Raw genomic sequence first — 19,640 nt, forward strand, 5'->3', positions numbered from 1 at the left:
TCAGACCTTTCCGAGCATCACGTCATTGCGTTCGGCCAGACGCCACATCTGGTCGCGGCCTGGATGGTAGGGGTCGGGCCATTTCTCGTCATGGTCGCCGAGCGTGGCGGCCGCATGCAGGGTCCAGTAGGGATCAGCCAGATGCGGGCGGGCGAGGCAGACAAGATCTGCGCGACCGGCCATCAGGATCGAGTTGACGTGATCAGGCTCGTAGATATTGCCCACCGCCATGGTCGCCATATGCGCTTCATTACGGATCCGGTCGGCAAACGGGGTCTGGAACATCCGACCATAAACCGGCTTGGCCAGTTTCGAGGTCTGTCCGGCCGACACATCGCAGATATCGACGCCGGCCTCTTTCAGCATGCGCGCGATTTCGACGGCTTCCTGCGGTGTCACACCGTCACCTTCGACCCAGTCACTGGCCGAAATGCGCACCGAAATCGGCTTGCTTTCGGGCCAAACGGCACGCACCGCGTGGAACACCTCGAGCGGAAAACGCATCCGGTTTTCAAGGCTGCCGCCATATTCGTCGCTGCGCCGGTTGGTCAGCGGCGTGATGAAGGAGGACAGCAGATAGCCGTGCGCCATGTGCAGTTCGATCATGTCGAACCCGGCGCGCTCTGCCATCTCGGCCGATCTGACGAACTGGTCACGCACCATGTCCATGTCGTCGCGGGTCATCGCCTTCGGCGTCTGATTTGCCGAGGACCAGGCCACGTCGGAAGCCGACAGCAATGGCCAGTTGCCCTCCTTGAGCGGGGCATCCATGATTTCCCAGCCGAGCTGGGTCGAGCCCTTGGCGCCGGAATGGCCGATCTGCATGCAGACCTTGGCTTCGCTTTCAGCATGGATGAAATCGACGATGCGTGCCCACGCAACAGCCTGCTCATCCGTGTAGAGCCCCGGGCATCCCGGCGTGATGCGGCCTTCCGGCGACACGCAGGTCATCTCGGTGTAGACGAGGCCTGCGCCACCCTTGGCGCGCTCGCCGTAATGTACCAGGTGCCAGTCGGTGGGATTGCCGTCGACCGCCTTGTACTGTGCCATCGGCGAGACCACGATGCGGTTCTTGAGCTCCATGTCGCGCAGTTTGAAGGGCGCAAACATCGGCCGCCGCACCGGCGCCTGCGTCGAGACTTCGGCCTGGGTCTGGAACCAGCGCTCGGCGTCCTGCAGCCATTCCGCATCGCGCAGCCGCAGGTTCTCGTGGCTGATGCGCTGAGACCGGGTCAGCAGCGAATAGTTGAATTGCACCGGATCGAGGTGGAAATAGCGCTCGATCTCCTCGAACCACTCCATCGAGTTGCGCGCCGCCGACTGAAGCCGCAGCACTTCGAGCCGCCGGTCGTCTTCGTATTTTTCGAACGCCTTCTGCAGGGTCGGTTCGGAATGCAGGTAGTCGGCAAGCGCAATCGCGCTTTCCAGCGCCAGCTTGGTACCCGAGCCGATGGAGAAATGCGCAGTCGCCGCCGCATCGCCCATCAGCACGATGTTCTCGTGGCTCCAGCGCGCGCACAGCACCCGCGGGAACTGAATCCAGGCCGAGCCACGAATGTGGTTGGCGTTGGTCATCAGACTGTGGCCGCCAAGATGCTCGGCAAAAACCTTCTCGCAGACCGCGATGGTTTCCTGCTGGCTCATCTGGCCAAAGCCATAGGCGTCGAAAGTGTCCTGGTTGCACTCGACAATGAACGTCGCCGTATTATCGTCGAACTGATAGGCATGTGCCCACAGCCACCCCTTGTCGGTCTCTTCGAAGATGAAGGTGAAGGCGTCGTCGAATTTCTGATGCGTGCCGAGCCAGACAAACTGGCACTTGCGGACATCCACTTCCGGCTGGAACTGGTCGGCAAATTCCGTCCGGGTACGTGAATTCAGGCCATCGGAGGCCACCACCAGATCGAAGTCCTTGGCGTAGTCGGCTGCACTGCCAACCTCGGTCTCGAACCGCAGCTCAACGCCAAGTTCGCGAGCCCGGGCCTGCAGCAACAAAAGCAGCTTTTTGCGCCCGATACCGCAAAATCCATGGCCGGTGGACACGGTTTTGGTATCCTTGAACAAAACCGCGATGTCGTCCCAATAGGCAAAATGATCGCGGATAGAGGCAGCACTCACCGCATCGTTTTCGGCCAGATTGTCCAGCGTTTCGTCGGAAAGCACCACACCCCAGCCGAACGTGTCGTCCGCCTTGTTGCGCTCGATAACGACGACCTCGTGCGAGGGATCACGCAGCTTCATCGAGATCGCGATGTAGAGACCGGCGGGACCACCACCCAGACAGACGACTCTCATTTCCCGAACCTCCAAGCTGATTTCGTTGCACAATGATCCTACGCCCGAACGGTTATATTTCAAGCATAAAATTTTTATGTGCCGAGAATGTCGCACGCTGCCTGTGTAAATTCTCTGATGGAGGCGCGGAAGGCAGAAACCTGCCGTTTCAGGACTTGAAACCTACCTGGAGCGGCTGTCCCTGAGGGCAACCACCAGCCGGTCGACGCCCTCCCGGCTTGTCATGAAGCCTGGTGAGCAGCGCAGGATTGGACCCCGCGCATCGGCAAAAACCGAAGCCGCCCGCAACCGGCTCAGAAGCGCCTGCGCCTCATCGCCGTCACCAAGCCGTACCATCACGCTTCCGCCCCGATGAGCGGGATCACGTGGCGATGCCAGTTCGTGGCCCGCATCATCGGCAGCTGAGATGATAACGTCGCACAACTCACGATTTTTGTTCAGTTGTACACCCCAGTCCTGTTCGGCATGCCATTCCAGTGCCGGCACCGAAGCGACGCAGGCCATCACCGACGGCGTGCCATTGTCAAACCGGCGAATGTCAGGAGCATAGGAAAAAGCATTGATATCCCAGGAGAAAATGTTGTCCTGGCTGAACCAGCCTCTCAGGCTCGGCTGACAGCGGGCGATCATGTCCGGCATCACCTGAAGGATGCCGCCTCCGGGCGAACCACACATCCATTTCAGGCTGGTCGAGATTGCAAAATCCGCAGCCACCGCCATGCAGTCATACTCGATCAGTCCGGCGGCCTGCGTGATGTCCACGCCGATCACCGAGCCCTGTTTACGCCCGTGCGCCACAAGTGCTTCGAGATTGCAGCGATGCGACGACGTGGAGCTGACCCATGTCAAAAGGGCCAGACCGACTTCCGGGCCCCAGGCCGCGACCACGTCCTCGTCTTCCACCCAGTTGGCACCCTCCCGCAGGGCGACCGTGCGCAGTTCGAACCCGTAGCGGCCGGCAAGACCGGTGAGCAGGAAATGAAGGCTCGGGAAGCAGTCCCCCGCCACCAGCACCACCCTGCCCTCGAGATCTTCGCGCGGCAGCGCCATGATGATTGCCGCCAGCGCCGAGGTGACATTCTCTGTCGTCGTCAGCGACGCGCGCGGCGCCTTGAGCAGCTGGTTCCACAAATCGATGAACCGCTGTCGCTGACCCAGCGCATAGCCCCATTGCTCGTCATCGGGCGCTCCCCAGCAATCGGCAAATGCCGTCAGCGAGGCCGCCATCTCCTTGGCCTTGCCGGGGTATTGCCCGATCGAGTGGTAGAGCATGTAGCCGGAGCCGTCATTGGCGGATGTGTTCGGTGTGTTTGGCACGTGTTTCTCCCCCGGCCCCGTCGTTGCCTCAAAGACAGCGGCCTCTCCTCAAGAGTGATGTCTGTTCACCAGCCGCTCTGCTGCGGGTCAGGCAGTGGAATGGCATCCAGCAATTCGCGTGTATAGGCGGCCTTCGGCGCTGCAAAGACCCCCTCGGCATCGCCATACTCGACGACATCGCCCCGCTGAAGCACCATCACCGTGTCACACAGACGCCGGATCACCGACAGATCATGACTGATGAAAGCAAGCGTCAGACCGAGTTCCTCGACCAGTTCCGCCAGCACGTTGAGCACTTGCGCCTGCGAGGAAACGTCAAGCCCCGAGACGATTTCGTCGGCCAGAATGAACTCAGGCTTCAGCGCGATGGCCCTTGCAATGCCCACCCGCTGGCGCTGTCCGCCCGACAGCTCATGCGGGTAGCGGCTGCGGAAACTGCGCGGCAGACCGACATGGTCGAGCGCCTCATCGACGCGCGTGCTGATATGGTCAAAGCCATGCATCTGCATCGGATCGGCAATGATCGCACCGACCCGGCGGCGCGGATTGAGCGAAGACATCGGGTCCTGGAAGATCATCTGCATCCGTCGCCGGATCGGCCGCAGCGCATCCTCGTTGAGATCGGTGATATCCCGGCCGTCAAACAGGATGGTTCCGGCTGTCGGTTCGACCAGCCGAAGCAATGCGCGGCCCAATGTCGACTTGCCCGACCCCGAGCCGCCGACAATGCCGAGCACCGAACCGCGAGTGATCTCGAGATCGATGCCGTTGAGAATGCGCACCATCGGCGCACGGCCAAAGACCGGCTTCGCCGCCATGTCCGGAAAGGCGACTTCCAGCCCACTGGCCGAAAACAGCACATCACGCTCCGTGTCCAGCTGTTCCGCTACGGTTTCATGCGCCATGACGCCACTCCTTGTCCGCAGCCAGAACCTCGGCTGCAACGGCTTCAATCACGGCGTCATCCACCGGCAGCAGCGATGCATCCGGGTCGGTGTATTTCGGCGTCGCCGCCAGCAGTGCCCGCGAATAGGCATGCCTCGGCCCCTTGAAGAAGTCAGGCACGCGGGAATTCTCGATGATCTTGCCGCCGTAAAGCACCGAGAGCCGCTGGCAGACTTTCGACACTACGCCGAGATCGTGGGTAACGAACACCATCGCCGTCGCGTGCCGCGCCTGCAGCTCCCGGATCAGCCGCAGGATCTGCTTTTGCACGGTGACATCGAGCGCCGTCGTCGGCTCGTCGGCGATCACCAGCTTAGGGTTGGCGGCAAATGCCGAGGCGATCAGCACCCGCTGGCGCATGCCACCGGACAGTTCATGCGGATAGCTGCCCATCACCCGTTCGGGACTGTCGATATGAACCTCGTTGAGCAGCTCCATCGCCCGCACCCGCGCATCCGACTTGCTCCAGCCGAGAATGTCGACCAGCCGGTTGGTGATCTGAGGCTCTATCCGCCGCGACGGGTTAAGCGCGGTCAGCGGATCCTGCGGAATCAGCGCCGCGGTGGCGCCAACCAGCCGCCGCCGGTCGGCGGGCCTCATTTTTTGCAGGTCCTCGCCGTTAAGCAGGATCTCGCCTTCGATGATCGAAATCGCCGAGGGCAGTATGCCCAGAATGGCCTTGCCGATCATGCTCTTGCCCGCACCGCTCTCGCCCACCAGCCCCAGCACCTCGCCGGTATCGATCGAGAATGACACCGATCTGAGCACCCGCTGGTCGAAGCCGTGCAGAACCGCCGACAAACTGTTGACAGTCAGGAACGCGCTCATCGCAGCACCGGATCGAAGCGGTCCTTGAGACCTTCGCCAAACTGGCTGAAGGACAGGACGGTCAGAAACAGAACACCGAGCGGGAACGCCAGCACCCACCAGGCCTGGTGGATCGAGGTGCGGCCTTCGGCAATCATGCCGCCCCAGGTCGGCGCGTCGGTGGAGATCGAGAGGTTGACGAAGGACAGGATCGCCTCGACGATCACGGCGATGCCCATTTCCAGCGTCAGCAGCGCAACGATCGTCGGCAGCACGTTGGGCAGGATCTCCCGCCACAGAATATCGCGCCGCGGGCGGCCTGCGACAACCGCGCTTGCGACATAGTCCATCGCCGACTGGTTCATGGCTTCCGCCCGCACCACGCGGCAGAACCGGGTCCAGTCGATCACGATGATGGCAATGATGATCGAGGTCAGCCCGGTACCGAGCACGGCGATCAGCAGGATGGCAAACAGCACCGGCGGAAACGCCATCCAGATGTCGACCAGCCGCGAGATCACGATGTCGACCCAGCCGCGCATGTAACCGGCCAGCAGGCCGAGCAGGGATCCGACAAGGGCGGTCGCCAGCCCCGCCACCAGCGCCACCGAAAACGCGATCTGGGCGCCGTGGAACAACCGCGACAGCACGTCCCGGCCAAGGCTGTCTGTCCCCAGCACGTAAGCCGGATCCGACCCGCTCATCCAGAACGGCGGCAGCCGTCCGGCAAACAGGTCCTGCGCCAGCGGATCATGCGGGCTGACCATCGGTGCGAACAGCGCCAGCGCCGCCATGATGCCGAGCCAGATGCCCGACAGCCAGAGCCGGGCGCCGAGCCGGCGATTGATTGAACCGCGGCCATCAAGCATGACGCAACCTCGGATTAAGCAGCGCATAGGTCATGTCGACAACCAGATTGATGATGGTGAAGAGCAGCGCGAAGACGATCACGATGCCCTGGATCAGCGGCAGGTCGCGGTTGATCACTGCATCAATTGCCATGTTGCCGAGCCCTTCATAGGAAAACAGCCGTTCGATGATCACTGTGCCGCCAATCAGGAACGTGAACTGGACACCGATAAGCGTCAGCGTCGGCAACACCGCATTGGGAAGCGCCTCCGACAGGATCACATGGTTCTCGCTGTAACCCATGGTGCGTGACAGCGTGACATAATCGAGGTGCATGGTCTCCTTCAGCGACTGCTTGAGCAACTGGCTGATGATCGCCGCCAGCGGGATCGCCAACGCTAAGGCCGGCATGAACATGTGCTTGAGCAAATCCCACCATAGATCGAAGCGCAGCCGGAACAGGCTCTCGAAAACGTAGAACTGGGTCACGAACGGCAGCTCCAGCGAGGGCGAGATCCGGCCGGAAATATGGAAAATCGGCATCAGCACGCCGAACAGCACGATCAGGATCAGCGCCCAGAGAAAGTCCGGGATCGAGAGCCCCACCCCGTTGGCAACATCCACCGCGGTTTCTGTCCGGGTCTCGCGATGCCGCACGCCTGTCAGCGCCAGCGCGCCGCCGATCACAACGGCGATCACCAGCGCGAAGATCGCCAGTTCGAGGGTGGCCGGCAGCCGCCCGAGCACCAGCGGCATCACCGGCTGGCGCAACGAGATCGAAGTACCGAAATCACCCTGGAAAACGCCGCTCAGCCAGATGCCGAATTGCTGGAATATGGTCTTGTCGAGACCGTAGTGCGCCGTCAGCCGCGCCACGTCCTCCTCCGAGGCGCCCGGCGGCAGCATCATGGCAATGGGGTTGCCCGGCACGACACGGATAACGAAAAACACCACCACCGCCGCCCCGATCAAGGTGACCGACATGGTCGCAAGGCGAACAAGGATTGCGCGCAACAATTTCAAGGTAAATGTCCTGCAAATGGGGCCGCCGCCCAATGGCAGCGGCCCATCTATGCGTTTGCGATCTAAGCCCGCTTCATCAGATGCGGAAGCAGAGCGCCCGAAGCATGCGGCGTGACCACCACACCATCGGCATGCAGGATCGGCTGCACATACTGCAGCAGCGGGATCACCAGGGCATTGTCGGCAATGTACTTGTCGACCGCCTTCCAGCCTTCGATACGCTTGTCCTCATCAGCCTCGCCCCAGAGCGGGCCGATCATGCCGGTCAGGTCTTCACCATCCCACACCGAGTGCGGCGACGGGCCGAACATGGCAAAACCGGTCGAGGTCGTCGGGTCGCCAACCGAGTTGCCCCAATTGTAGAACGCTGCCGGCGCAAGCTGGTCGGCCGCCCGCAATTCGTAGTGCTTGGCGATCTCGTAGACTTCGATCTCGGCCTCGATGCCCACCTTGCGCCACAGACCGACGATCGCCTGAATGATCTCGTAATCCTTTGGCTTGAAGCCGCGCGTCGTCTGGATCTTGAACTTCACGGGGTTCTCCGGCGAAAAGCCCGATTCTGCCAACAGCTCCTTGGCCTTCTCGGGATCGTAGGGAACCTTGATGGAGTCGTCGAACGCGATGTATTCCGGCGTCTGCAGCGTGTCGATGGCGACACCATAGCCCGACAGCAGACGATCGATGATCAGCTGCTTGTCAATCGACATGGCAGCCGCCATGCGTACATTCGGGTCAAGCATCGCCTCGATGTCGTTGAGGAAGATCATGCCGATATCGGAAATCGGAGCATCGGTGCCGGCAATACCGTTGCCATCCTTGAGACGGTCATATTCCTCATAGGGCATTTCCAGCGTGACATGGGCATTGCCCGATTCGATCTCGGCCACGCGCGACGCGGCATCAGTGACGAACTTGATGGTCACGGTTTCAAAGTCGGGCTTGCCACCCCAGTAGTTGGGATTGGCCTTCAACCGCACGAACGCGTTACGCTCGAATTTCTCGACCATGTAGGGGCCGGTACCGATCGGTGCAGCCTCGAAACCTTCCGGTCCGACCTTTTCATAATAGTCCTTCGGCAGCACGTATCCCGTCAGGAAGTACATCCACTTGAAGATGGTTGGCTCGAAGCGCGCAACATCGGCGGTTACCGTGTTGCCTTCCGCCTTGATGTTGGTCAGCGTCGACCAGATGAACTGGATCGGGTTGCCGGTGTTCTCGTCGGCTGCGCGGGTAAGTGACCAGGCGACGTCTTCGGCTGTAAATGGTGAGCCGTCATGCCAGGTTACGCCTTCGCGCACCGTAAGCATGATCTTGGTCTTGTCCTCGTTCCAGCCCCAATCGGTTACCAGTCCCGGTGCGGGTGAAAGGTCGGACTTCTGCAGGATGAACTGGTCGAACACCGACTGGTAAATCCCCTGGATGGTCGGGTTGACCGCCGACGGGCCGACGGTCGGGTCCCAGGATGGCAGGTTCACATTGTAAGCGATGACAAGTTCGTCGATGCCCTGGGCGAGGGATGGTCCGGCAAAGGCGGTAATCGCCACTGCCGCGGCCGTGCCCTTGAGCACCGTGCGACGCGAAATCTGTTTCATGCTGTTCTCCCTGATTATATTTTGTGTTCATTTCCCGCCCAATTTCTGCGCGAGCATATATCCTGCACCTGCTCCGGTGCCTGCCCCCGGCCAGACGCTCGCACCGGTCAGGTGCAATCGCTCGATTGGGGTCTTTCCCGTGGCGTGGCCGAAGGCCGGACGGAACAGGAAATTCTGCGAAAGGTGATGGCTGCCGGCAATCTGGTCACCGCCGACAAGGTTTGGATTGTCGGCCTGAAGATCGAGCGGAGAGACCACAGCCCGGCTGATGATCTTGCCTCTAAGCCCCGGCGCATGCGTCTCGATGATATCGAGCGCCCGCTCCGTATAGATCTCCTTGACCTCGGCCCAGTCGGTTTGCGTGATCTTGCCAGCTGCATCGCCGCGGATCCTGGCCGGCACCATGCGCACCTGAACCCAGAGCACATGCTTGCCGTCTGGCGCCCGGCTCGGATCAATTGCGGTCGGCTGTCCCACCACCAGAACCGGTTCGTCCGGCAACATGCCTGCAACAGCCTGCTGGTAGGTCCGGGCCATCTGATCGAGCGACGGCGCGATATGAACATAAGCGAATGATCTCAGCTCGTCGCTTGCGCTCCAGTCCGGCAGCCCGTCAAGCGCCAGGTGAATCATCATCGTGCCCGGCGCATGGACGAACTTCGTCATCTTCGCGTCGAAACCGCTATTGCCTGAGCCGCCTTCGAGCAGCTTCATCATTCCACGCGGCGCAACATTGGCGATCACCGCCTTGGCTGCGCTCACTCTGGTTCCGTCTGCAAGCTCGATCCCGGTGGCCCTGGCACCTTCACGGATCACCCGCGACACCTTCCTGCCGCAATGGACTTCGCCGCCCGAGGCTTCGATCTGCGTCACGAGCGCCCGCGTCACCGTGTCGGCACCACCCTTGCCGATGACCATGCCGAAATTCTGGTTGGCCATCGCTTCCAGATAGGGAAACACCGCACCGCCACCCAGATCGGGCGCAAAATCGAGATGCATCCCCCACGCCGCGAGCGTGGCGCGAACATGGTCGGACTCGAAGGTTTCCGACAGGAAGCTGCGTGGCGAGGAAATCAGCAGCCGGACCAGCCCGGCAGTCCAGGCGACGCCTTTCTTGTACAGGGCCCTGGCCAGCAACTTCAAAAGTACATGCGTTTGCATGGGACTGCCCAAAAGCGCAAAGACATGTTCGGCCGTTTCGGGAAATTCCTTGCACAACCGGTCCCAGGCTCGCGCGTCGGCCTCGGAAAAGGCTGCAATCCGCGCCCGGGTCTCGCCATCTCCGGTGCTCACGCCAAGCCACTTGCCATCCTCAAAAACGCTGGCAAAACAATGGCTAGCTGGCGCAAACTCAAGCCCGTTCGCACTCAGCGCCTCTCCATGCTGCTTGAAGAAACCCGATCCGGCAAACAGGCTCAGATTCATCGCCGCCCAGTCATGACGGAAGCCCGGCTCGGTCAGTTCCAGCGTCTTGACGGCGCCACCGGTCGCCTCCGCCTGCTCGAAAACGCCAACCCGCCAGCCCTTCGTGCCCAGCTGAACCGCACAAGCCAGACTGTTCACGCCGGAACCAACTATGACTGCATCATACCCGCTCTGCACTGCACCCGATCTCCCTTCGAGATTTATAATTGCAAATGCATATTATTCTGTCTAGCATCTATTTGTTGCAGTCCCGCATATCGCCTTTCCGGCTGATCATCGGCGGGAGACAACAGAAATCAAGAACGCCTGTCAGGGGAGAGACACACATGAACGCTGCAGAAACGCTCGGCAATCTTGCCGGTATGCTGATCGAGGGAAAAGTCGAGGTGGTCGACCTCTCCGGTCCGCTTGGGCCAGACACGCCACTGCTTCAGTTGCCCGAGGATTTCGCCAAGAATACGCCCAAGATCGAAATTCACAAGATCTCCGAATATGACAGTGACGGTCCGTTCTTTGCCTGGAACTGGCTCAAGCTCGGCGAGCATTCCGGCACCCATTTCGACGCGCCGCATCACTGGATCACCGGCAAGGACTATGCCGATGGCTACACCGATTCCATTCCGCCACAGAACTTTGTCGCACCGGTCAATGTGATCGACTGCTCCGCCGAAGTCGCTGAAAACCCCGACTTCCTGCTCGATGCAGCCCGCGTCAAGCAATGGGAAGCCGAGCACGGCGAAATCAAGGCCGGCGAATGGGTGGTGATGCGGTCCGACTGGGATTCCCGCGCCGGTGACGAAGCCGCCTTCCTCAACGCCGATGAAACCGGCCCGCACTCGCCCGGACCGACGGTTGATTGCATCCAGTACATTCTGTCCAAGGGTGTGGTTGGCTGGGGCAACCAGTGCATTGGCACCGATGCGGGTCAGGCCGGCGGCATGGAACCTCCCTACCCGGCGCACAATCTGCTGCACGCGGCCAACAAATATGGTCTCGCCTCGCTTGCCAATCTCGACAAGCTGCCGCCCAAGGGCGCGATCCTGATCGCGGCACCGCTCAAGATCGTCAAGGGAACGGGCAGCCCGATCCGCGCCATGGCACTGGTCGCACGCGGCTAAAGCGCGCCAACGCCGGAGACCGGGACCATGGCAGATTACGACCACATCATCGTTGGCAGCGGGATCAATTCGCTCGTTGCCGCGGCCATGCTTTCCAAAAATGGCAAGCGTGTGCTGGTGCTCGAGCGCGAAGACCGCCTCGGCGGCTGCATGCGCACCGAGGAAATCACCCTGCCCGGTTTCCACCACGACGTCATGGCAGCCACCTTTGTGCTGTTTCTGACCTCTCCAGTCCATGACGCGCTCGGAGCCGATCTGGCGCGGCATGGGCTGGAATTCTGCCACACCCAGCACCCGACTGCGGTTCTCAGGCCCGACGGCTCGTCGCTGGTGCTGACCACAGACCGTGCCACCAACGTCAGGACGTTCAATGCAGTCTCTGCCGGTGATGGTGACCGCCACAAGAAAGCCGTCGAAACAGTCGAAGCCGATGCGCCATTCCTGTTCGCGCTGCTCGGCGGTGAACTCTGGAGCTGGTCCACCGCCAGGCTGATGATCGGCCAGGCCTGGAAACGCGGCCTGCGCGGCCTCGCAGCCTGGATGGGGGAAGCCTTGCGGCCGATCCGCGCCTGGCTTGAAAGCTCCTACAATTCGCAGCTGGTTCAGGCGCTCTGGGCGCCCTGGGCGCTGCACACCGGCCTGACCACGGAATCCGCCTATGGCAGCCAGATGGGCAAGGTCATCGCCTTTGCGCTGGAGGCTGCTGGTGCGCCTGTCGTCAAGGGCGGCGCCGGCCAGGCCGTTGCCGCCTTCAAGGGCCTGATCGAGGCCAATGGCGGCGAGTTGCGCACGGGCGCCGACGTTGACCAGATTATTCTGCGCGACGGCAAAACCGCCGGCGTCAGGCTCGCCGATGGCAACGAGATCACCGCGTCACACGTCATCTGCTCGGTGGCGCCGGGACAGCTCTACAACCGGCTGCTGCGCGGCGAGACCGGGAAACTCCCCGAAGAGGTGACCTCCGGCCTTAGTCAATTCCGCCATGGCCGCGGCAATTTCCAGCTGCACTACGCCATCGACGGCCCGATCCGCTGGAAGACCAAGGGGCTGGAGGATGTCGCTCTCATTCACCTGGCAGAGAGCGTCGATTCCGTCTCGAAATCCTCCAACGAGGCCGAGCGCGGCATGTTGCCGGCAACACCGACCATCTGTGTCGGCCAGCCGCACCGGCTAGACCCATCCCGCTGCCCGGATGGCAAGTCCATCCTCTGGCTGCAGATCCCCGATGCCCCACGTACCGTCAAAGGCGACGCTGTTGGCAAGATTGAAACCGGCGGCGTCTGGAACGAAGCCACGCGTGAGGCCTTTGCCGACCGCATCGAGGCGATCCTTGCCAATCACATCGAAGGATTTGCCGACAGCGTTCTGGCCCGCAAGGCCTACTCGCCGGTGGATCTGGAAACCATGAATATCAATCTCGTCGGCGGCGATCCCTATGGCGGGTCCTGCGCCCTGGACCAGTTCTTCATCTGGCGTCCATTCGCCCACAGCAAGAACAACGCGACAGCGATCGAAAACCTGCATCACATCGGCGCCTCCACCCACCCCGGACCGGGTCTTGGCGGCGGATCCGGTCTGTTGCTGGCAAAAAGGTTGAGCGGATGAACGACACCAGGAAGCCTGAAACCGAAAAGCCCGAGCCCCTGCCGCGGCTTGGCGAAATCGGCCTGTCGAATTACGCCCCCTATCTGATGAACCGCATCATGGGCCGCTACAATGCGGACCTGAGGCAGGAAATGACGGAGCTTGGGTTGACCACACCCAAGATGCGCGCGCTTGCCGTGCTTTCGGTTATCGATGCGCTGCCGATCAGTGAACTGGCGGTCTATGCCGTGGTCGAGCAATCGACGCTCAGCCGTGCTCTCGACCAGCTTGCTTCCGACAACATGGTCAGGCGCGACGCCGATCCGAACGACAGCCGCGTGACCCGCATCGGCATTACCGATGCAGGCCGCGCGACCCTTGATCGGCTCTGGCCCACCATGGCCCGGAGCTACGCCCAGATGTTCAAAGGCATCCCCGAAGAGGAGCGCCAGGCATTCGTGACCACGCTGCAAAAGGTGCTCAAGAACATCCGCAAGCACGATTTTTAAGGACGGGAATCACAGATCATGGCTGAACGCTCATTCGCCAAGGAAGTCCAGAAACTGAAGATCGGGGAAGGTGAAACCTTTTCCGGCGAGGGCATTCTGGCGCTGACGAAGGCACTGCTGGAAGCCGGTGTCGGCTATGTCGGCGGCTACCAGGGCGCACCGATCAGCCATCTTATGGACGTCCTCGCCGATGCCGAGGAGATCCTCACCGAGCTCGGTGTACGCTACGAGGCCAATGCCTCCGAAGCAGCCGCCGCGGCCATGCTGGCGGCCTCCGTGCATTACCCGATCCGCGGCGCCGTCACCTTCAAGGGACCGGTTGGCGTCAATGTCGCCTCCGACGCGCTCGCCAATCTGTCCTCATCCGGCGTAACAGGAGGCGCGCTGGTCATCATCGGTGAGGATTACGGCGAAGGTTCCTCGATCATGCAGGAACGCAGCCACGCTTTTGCGATGAAATCGCAGATGTGGCTGCTCGATCCGCGGCCCAACCTGCCCTCGATTGTCAAGTCGGTACATCAAGGCTTTGAGCTGTCAGAAGCCTCAAACACCCCGGTCATGCTGATGGTGCGGATCCGCTCGTGCCATGTGACCGGCAGCTTTGAGGCCAGGGACAACAAGCGCCCGCCCTTTACGGTGAAGGATGCGCTGGCCACGCCGCGCAGCGACTACGCCCGCGTCGTGCTGCCGCCGATGTCCTATCTGCAGGAACACGACAAGATCAACAACCGCTGGCCGGCCGCGCAGAAACACATCGTCGAGAACAAGCTCAACGAAATGTTCGGCCCCAAGGAGGCACCAGTCGGCATCGTGCTGCAGGGCGGCATGTACAACGGCGTGATCCGTGCGCTGCAGCGCCTCGGACTGGCTGACATCCACGGCGAGACCGATGTCCCGCTCTATGTGCTCAACGTCACCTACCCGCTGGTCAATGACGAGTTCTTCGAATTCTGCGAAGGCAAGTCGGCGGTTCTGGTGGTCGAGGAAGGCCAGCCCGAATTCATCGAACAGGCGCTCGGCGCCGCACTTTACAAATCCGGCCGCAACATCAGCCTGCATGGCAAGGACATGCTGCCGATGGCGGGCGAATACACCGGTCAGGTCATGCTCGACGGCCTGGAAGCCTTCCTCCGCAAGGCGGCCCCCGAGATGCTGCCGGCCCGCCTGCGCGCGCCCAATTCGGAAGAGAAGCCGGCGCTGCCAGACCTCTCCAAGACGGTGCCGATCCGCCCGCCCGGTTTCTGCACTGGCTGTCCCGAACGACCGATCTTTGCCGCCATCAAGCTGACCGAGCAGGAATTCGGCAAACACCAGATCGCCGGCGACATCGGCTGCCACCTGTTTGCCACCCTGCCGCCCTTCGAGATCGGCGGCTCGACCATGGGATACGGTCTCGGTCCGGCCTCAAACGCGGCCTTTGACGGCGGCGGCGAGAAACGCTCGATTTCCATTCTCGGCGACGGCGGCTTCTGGCACAACGGGCTGTCCTCATCGATCGGCAACGCGGTCTACAACAAGTCCGACGGCGTCATCGTCGTGGTGGACAATTTCTACTCCGCCGCCACCGGGGGGCAGGACGTGCTCTCGTCGCGCGCCGACAATCCGACCAAGGCGACGGGCCATCCGATCGCCGACGCGGTCAAGGGTGTCGGCGTCAAGTGGGTGCGCCAGCTTGACCGCACCTATGACGTGCCCAAGATGCGCGAGATCCTGAAAGAGGCGCTGACCACCGACCATGTCGGACCAAAAGTCATCGTCGCCTCCTCGGAATGCATGCTCAACAAGCAGCGCCGCGAAAAACCGCTGATGAACAAGGCGATCAAGGAAGGCCGCCGGGTTGAAAAGCCGCGCTTCGGCGTCGACGAGGACATCTGCACCGGCGACCACGCCTGTATCCGCCTGTCCGGATGCCCGTCGCTGTCGCTGAAGAAGCTCGACGATCCACTGCGCGACGATCCCGTTGCCAGCATCGATCAGAGCTGCGTCGGCTGCGGCAATTGTGGCGAAGTGGCCGACGCCGCCGTGCTGTGCCCGTCCTTCTTCCGCGCTGAAGTCGTGCACAATCCGGGCTGGCTCGAACGCAAGCTCGGCAACCTGAGAAGCAAGACCATCGCGTGGCTTCAAGATCGCCGCTCCAGCACCCGCATCGAATTCGCCCGGACCTGATCGCATGGCAACCACCACACTCTCCGAACTGAAGCCCAGGCAGCCGGACCTTGCGCTGGACCAGATCATCAAGGTCGCAATCATGGCCGTCGGCGGCCAGGGTGGCGGCGTGCTGACCAACTGGGTCGAGGACTGCGCCCACCGCAACGGCTATGTCGTTCAGGCCACCTCCGTGGCCGGCGTCGCCCAGCGGACCGGTGCAACGATCTATTACATGGAAATGGCGCCTGCCAGCGATCGCAAGCCGGTCTTCTCGCTGATGCCGGCTGCTGGTGACGTCGACATTCTGGTGGCAGCCGAAATGATGGAAGCCGGACGCGCCATCATGCGCGGCTTCGTCACCCCGGACCGCACCACACTGATCGCCTCGTCGCACCGTGCGCTAGCCGTCTCCGAGAAGATGGTGCCCGGAGATGGCATCGCCGATTCCGAGGAAGTGATTGCGGCTGCGGAAATCGCCGCCCAGCGATTCATCGCTTTCGACATGGAGAAGATGGCAGTCGATGCCGGATCAATGATCTCGGCCAGCCTGTTCGGCGCGCTGGCCGGCTCCGGCGCCTTGCCGTTCGAGCGCGAAAGTTTCGAAGCCGCGATCAAGGCCTCCGGCCGTGGTGTTGAAGCCAGCCTGCGCGCTTTTGCGGCCGGATTCGAAGCTGCGGCCGGAGGCTTGGTTGAGCGTCCACAGTGGGGACAGACGAAATCCGATACGGCCAACGCGCCCAGGGGACCAAGCCACCTGGTCGAGAAATGGCAAGCGCTCGAGGCAAGGACAGAGGCCCTGCCCGACAACGTTCGCGACATGGCGCTGACGGGACTGCGCGCCGTCGTCGATTTTCAGGATCTCGACTATGGCGCCGAGTATCTCGACCGGCTTGACCAGGTTCTCGACCACGACGACCCCGGCAAGGACTATGAGCTGACCCTGGAGGCCGCCAAATACATCGCCAAGGCGATGGCCTATGACGACGTGTTCCGTGTTGCCGACCTGAAGACCCGCGGCAGCCGCTTCGCCCGCGTCCGCAACGAGATTTCGCCGGCTGAAGGCACGCAAATGAAACTCACCGAATTCATGCATCCGCGCGCCGAGGAGGTGGTCGGCATAATGCCGTCGAAGCTCGGCCGCCGGCTGTCTGCCAGTGAAAAATCAATGCGGCTGATCGACAGGCTGGTCAACAAGGGCCGCAGGCTGCGCACCGATCGGCTGCTTCCCTTCGCCCAGCTCTACATCCTCGGCGGGCTTCGCAAGTATCGCCGCGGAACCCTGCGCCATGCAATCGAGAAAGAACACATGGAACGCTGGCTGGAACAGGCGCTGAACTACCGCAAGCTCGATTATGCGCTCGGCGTCGAAGCCTTGCGCAACCGCCGCCTGGTCAAGGGCTACTCCGACACCCATGCCCGTGGCCTGTCGAAGTTCGACCGGGTCATGGAGGGCGTAGCGCTGCTTGCAGGCCGCGACGATGCGGCCCATTGGTGCAAACTGCTGCGCGAAGCAGCCCTCGCCGATGAAAAAGGCGACCAGCTCGAAGGCGCGCTCAAGACCGTCCGCTCCTTTGCAGGACAGCCCGAGACCGCGTTGCAGAACTGAACCGGCCGCAACAGTCTCGATCAGGTGAGGCTGTGCTGGCAAAGGGCACTTGCGTGGCCTGCGCAATGGCTTACATGAAAGCCAAGCGAGGACGACCTCCCCATTGAGGAAACACCGCCGGGACGACCCGGCAATCAAAAGGGCTGTCCTGTGAGAACTGCCAAAGACAGACTTCGTCACGCGCTGAGTTTCGAGATCATCGCGCTTTTTATCGTCATACCAGCCGGCGCCTGGATGTTCTCCAAGCCGCTTGGCGATATCGGCATTGTCGCAGTGGTCAGCGCCACCATCGCAACCGGCTGGAACTATCTCTACAACCTTATCTTTGACCATGCGCTGCTGCGCATCAGCGGCAGCGTGAAGAAGACGGTGGGCTTGCGTGTCTTCCACGCAGTCCTGTTTGAAGCCGGGCTGCTTCTGGTGCTGCTGCCCTTCATCGCCTGGTATCTCGGCATCGGCCTGATCGAAGCACTGCTGATGGATATCTCCTTTGCGGTTTTCTACCTGGTCTATGCCTTCGTCTTCAATTGGCTTTACGATGTGGTGTTTCCCATACCGTCGTCGATAGAGACCGAGGGCACCATCCGCGAGCATTAGAGCCGTTCATCTGAACGGCTCCGGGTCACAGGCAAAACTTAAAACGGCCGCGGATCACTCCGCGGCCGTCGATGCTTCAAGTCAGTGAGCGCCTGAGATCAGGCAAACCACCAGCGCTCGGACACCTTGGCGCCGTCACTCTGCCAGTTGGCTGCGACTTCTTCCTCATGGGCAAGGCCCTTGCCGTGGGCGTGGATGAAGCTTGCCCACATGCCGACCAGCGCGCCGCCGTCATCCTGCAGCAGGCGCTGGGCTTCCCAGTACTGGTCCTTGCGCTTGGCTTCGTCGGTTTCAGAGCGCGCAGCAACCACCAGCTCATTGAACTTGTCGGCGGCTTCGCCGGTCTTCCAGGCGGTGTCGTTCCATTCGGTGTCCTTGGTGTAGGCTGCCGAATACATCCAGTCCTGGGTCGGACGGCCGCCCCAGTAGCAGGCGCACCATGGCTTCTTGTTCCACACGTTGGACCAGTAGCCGTCGCTCGGCTCGCGCACCAGTTCGATGTCGATCCCGGCTTCCTTGGCCGAAGCCGCGACCAGCTGCGCCGCATCGACGGCACCTGGGAAGGCTGCGTCGGAGACCGAGAGCTGCAATGCACCGGAATGGCCGGACTTCTTGTAGTGGAATGCGGCCTTTTCTGCGTCGAACTCGTGCGTCGGCAGCTCGGTATTGAAGAACGGCATCGAGGCGTTGACCGGCACGTCATTGCCCGGCTCACCATTGCCGAGCAGGATCTTGTCGACCAGTTCCTGGCGCTTGATCGCGTATTTGAGCGCCATGCGCAGGTCATAATTGTCGAACGGCGCAGAATTCACCCGCATCGGGAACGTGTAGTGCTGTGTGCCGGTGGTCTTGAGAATTTCAAGCGATGGTACCCGGCCAAGAAGCGCGACGGTCTTCGGATCGACATTGTCGATGAAGTCCACATCGCCGTTCATGATCGCGTTCTGGCGCGCGGTCGTGTCGGAAAGAGTGATCATCTCGACTTCATCGAAATGCGCACGGCCTTCCTTGAAGTAGTTCGGATTGCGCTTGAACAGCGCGCGCACGCCGGGCTCATAGCTTTCGACGATGTAGCCGCCCGTGCCGATCGGGCTGTTGGCATCGGAAATACCACCGTCTTCGGACGGCATGATCATGATGTGGTAGTCCGACACGATATAGGGGAAGTCGGCATTGCCGCCTTCCAGCTCGAAGATCACCCGGTTGTCGCCGTCCTTCTTGATTTCCTTGATCGCCGACAGCAGGCCCTTGGCCGCGGACTTGGAATTTTCGTCGCGGTGATAGTTGAAGGTCGCGATGACGTCATCGGCCGTCATGGTCTTGCCATTGTGGAATTCCACGCCCTGGCGCAGATCGAACACCCAGGTTTTGGCGCCATTCGACGGCTCGTAACCGGAAGCCAGTTCCGGGATCAGCTTGCCGTCATTGTTGACTTCGGTCAGGTGGTTGCCGCGCGCATAGATGATGTTCTGCGTCATGCCGTTTTCGGATGTGCCTGGGTCCAGCGCATCGGTGGTCGAACCATAGGACGAACCCATGCGGAACTTGCCGCCTTTTTTCGGTGTGGCGGCCAGCACATCGGTTGCAAGCGTCAGTGCCGAAGGAACGGCAAGACCAGCTGCAATGGCTGTCTTGATGAACTGACGGCGGTCGATCTGGCCTTCGCTGAGCCAGCGAGCCTGCTTTTTCAGATATTCGTCTCTCATGGTCTTCTCCGTTGTGTTTCCCAGATTGTTATTGTTTGGCGGCACTGCATCACACACGGTGCCGCAAGTCATGCTACTTCTTTGTCCAGGCTGTGGATGGATCACCGCCACATGAAGTT

The 19,640-nt window shown here is 61.5% G+C and carries 15 protein-coding genes; 6 read left to right on the plus strand and 9 right to left on the minus strand.

From position 1 onward, the window contains the following. From CRO46_RS02170 to CRO46_RS02205, 8 genes are all read right to left on the minus strand, one after another. Positions 1–2,295, minus strand: coding sequence for a bifunctional salicylyl-CoA 5-hydroxylase/oxidoreductase (locus CRO46_RS02170; protein WP_097104586.1), 2,295 nt, complete (start codon positions 2,293–2,295; stop codon positions 1–3). 162 nt (positions 2,296–2,457) lie between these two features. Further along, entirely contained in the window at positions 2,458–3,612 is a 1,155-nt protein-coding gene (locus tag CRO46_RS02175) for an aminotransferase class V-fold PLP-dependent enzyme (protein ID WP_244577742.1), read from the minus strand. 65 nt (positions 3,613–3,677) lie between these two features. Further along, entirely contained in the window at positions 3,678–4,517 is an 840-nt protein-coding gene (locus tag CRO46_RS02180; RefSeq protein ID WP_097104588.1) for an ATP-binding cassette domain-containing protein, read from the minus strand. Continuing rightward, positions 4,507–5,385, minus strand: a complete 879-nt coding sequence (locus CRO46_RS02185; protein WP_097104590.1) for an ABC transporter ATP-binding protein — start codon at positions 5,383–5,385, stop codon at positions 4,507–4,509. The genes CRO46_RS02180 and CRO46_RS02185 overlap by 11 nt, the downstream gene beginning before the upstream one ends. Next, positions 5,382–6,233 carry an ABC transporter permease gene (locus tag CRO46_RS02190; protein ID WP_097104592.1) on the minus strand — a complete coding sequence of 284 codons (852 nt, stop codon included), beginning with the start codon at positions 6,231–6,233 and terminating at the stop codon, positions 5,382–5,384. The genes CRO46_RS02185 and CRO46_RS02190 overlap by 4 nt, the downstream gene beginning before the upstream one ends. Then, positions 6,226–7,236: an ABC transporter permease gene (locus CRO46_RS02195; protein ID WP_280176256.1), complete on the minus strand. Its 1,011-nt coding sequence runs from the start codon at positions 7,234–7,236 to the stop codon at positions 6,226–6,228. Before CRO46_RS02195 ends, CRO46_RS02190 begins: the two co-directional genes overlap by 8 nt. A gap of 62 nt (positions 7,237–7,298) precedes the next feature. Next, the gene (locus CRO46_RS02200; protein ID WP_097104596.1) at positions 7,299–8,828 is read right to left on the minus strand and encodes an ABC transporter substrate-binding protein; all 1,530 of its coding nucleotides are present in this window, start codon (positions 8,826–8,828) and stop codon (positions 7,299–7,301) included. 27 nt (positions 8,829–8,855) lie between these two features. Continuing rightward, positions 8,856–10,430: a phytoene desaturase family protein gene (locus CRO46_RS02205; protein ID WP_097104598.1), complete on the minus strand. Its 1,575-nt coding sequence runs from the start codon at positions 10,428–10,430 to the stop codon at positions 8,856–8,858. 149 nt (positions 10,431–10,579) lie between these two features. Between CRO46_RS02205 and CRO46_RS02210 the strand changes: the two genes are divergently transcribed. From CRO46_RS02210 to CRO46_RS02235, 6 genes are all read left to right on the plus strand, one after another. Beyond that, positions 10,580–11,371, plus strand: a complete 792-nt coding sequence (locus CRO46_RS02210; protein WP_097104600.1) for a cyclase family protein — start codon at positions 10,580–10,582, stop codon at positions 11,369–11,371. A 27-nt stretch (positions 11,372–11,398) separates the two neighbouring features. Beyond that, positions 11,399–12,976 (plus strand): phytoene desaturase family protein, encoded by a 1,578-nt coding sequence (locus tag CRO46_RS02215; protein ID WP_097104602.1) that lies wholly within the window; start codon positions 11,399–11,401, stop codon positions 12,974–12,976. Next, the gene (locus CRO46_RS02220) at positions 12,973–13,464 is read left to right on the plus strand and encodes a MarR family winged helix-turn-helix transcriptional regulator (RefSeq protein ID WP_097104604.1); all 492 of its coding nucleotides are present in this window, start codon (positions 12,973–12,975) and stop codon (positions 13,462–13,464) included. Before CRO46_RS02215 ends, CRO46_RS02220 begins: the two co-directional genes overlap by 4 nt. An 18-nt stretch (positions 13,465–13,482) precedes the next feature. Then, entirely contained in the window at positions 13,483–15,630 is a 2,148-nt protein-coding gene (locus CRO46_RS02225; protein WP_097104606.1) for a thiamine pyrophosphate-dependent enzyme, read from the plus strand. Between the two features lie 4 nt (positions 15,631–15,634). Continuing rightward, positions 15,635–17,218: an indolepyruvate oxidoreductase subunit beta family protein gene (locus tag CRO46_RS02230; RefSeq protein WP_097104608.1), complete on the plus strand. Its 1,584-nt coding sequence runs from the start codon at positions 15,635–15,637 to the stop codon at positions 17,216–17,218. A 150-nt stretch (positions 17,219–17,368) separates the two neighbouring features. Next, a complete protein-coding gene (locus CRO46_RS02235) occupies positions 17,369–17,815 on the plus strand; it encodes a PACE efflux transporter (protein WP_097104610.1) in 447 nt (148 codons plus the stop codon). Between the two features lie 98 nt (positions 17,816–17,913). Here CRO46_RS02235 and CRO46_RS02240 read toward each other — a convergent pair whose 3' ends face one another. Further along, complete coding sequence (locus CRO46_RS02240; protein ID WP_097104614.1) at positions 17,914–19,521, minus strand: ABC transporter substrate-binding protein; 1,608 nt, start codon at positions 19,519–19,521, stop codon at positions 17,914–17,916. Positions 19,522–19,640: the final 119 nt, after the last annotated feature.

Source organism: Parahoeflea halophila, from assembly GCF_900220985.1.
GTDB classification, from domain to species: domain Bacteria; phylum Pseudomonadota; class Alphaproteobacteria; order Rhizobiales; family Rhizobiaceae; genus Hoeflea; species Hoeflea halophila.

Coding starts and splice junctions, on each gene's coding strand:
- CRO46_RS02220 (WP_097104604.1), top strand. CDS start 12,973: ATGAACGACACCAGGAAGCCTGAAACCGAAAAGCCCGAGCCCCTGCCG.
- CRO46_RS02215 (WP_097104602.1), top strand. CDS start 11,399: ATGGCAGATTACGACCACATCATCGTTGGCAGCGGGATCAATTCGCTC.
- CRO46_RS02200 (WP_097104596.1), bottom strand. CDS start 8,828: ATGAAACAGATTTCGCGTCGCACGGTGCTCAAGGGCACGGCCGCGGCA.
- CRO46_RS02190 (WP_097104592.1), bottom strand. CDS start 6,233: ATGCTTGATGGCCGCGGTTCAATCAATCGCCGGCTCGGCGCCCGGCTC.
- CRO46_RS02210 (WP_097104600.1), top strand. CDS start 10,580: ATGAACGCTGCAGAAACGCTCGGCAATCTTGCCGGTATGCTGATCGAG.
- CRO46_RS02185 (WP_097104590.1), bottom strand. CDS start 5,385: ATGAGCGCGTTCCTGACTGTCAACAGTTTGTCGGCGGTTCTGCACGGC.
- CRO46_RS02180 (WP_097104588.1), bottom strand. CDS start 4,517: ATGGCGCATGAAACCGTAGCGGAACAGCTGGACACGGAGCGTGATGTG.
- CRO46_RS02230 (WP_097104608.1), top strand. CDS start 15,635: ATGGCAACCACCACACTCTCCGAACTGAAGCCCAGGCAGCCGGACCTT.
- CRO46_RS02225 (WP_097104606.1), top strand. CDS start 13,483: ATGGCTGAACGCTCATTCGCCAAGGAAGTCCAGAAACTGAAGATCGGG.
- CRO46_RS02170 (WP_097104586.1), bottom strand. CDS start 2,295: ATGAGAGTCGTCTGTCTGGGTGGTGGTCCCGCCGGTCTCTACATCGCG.
- CRO46_RS02240 (WP_097104614.1), bottom strand. CDS start 19,521: ATGAGAGACGAATATCTGAAAAAGCAGGCTCGCTGGCTCAGCGAAGGC.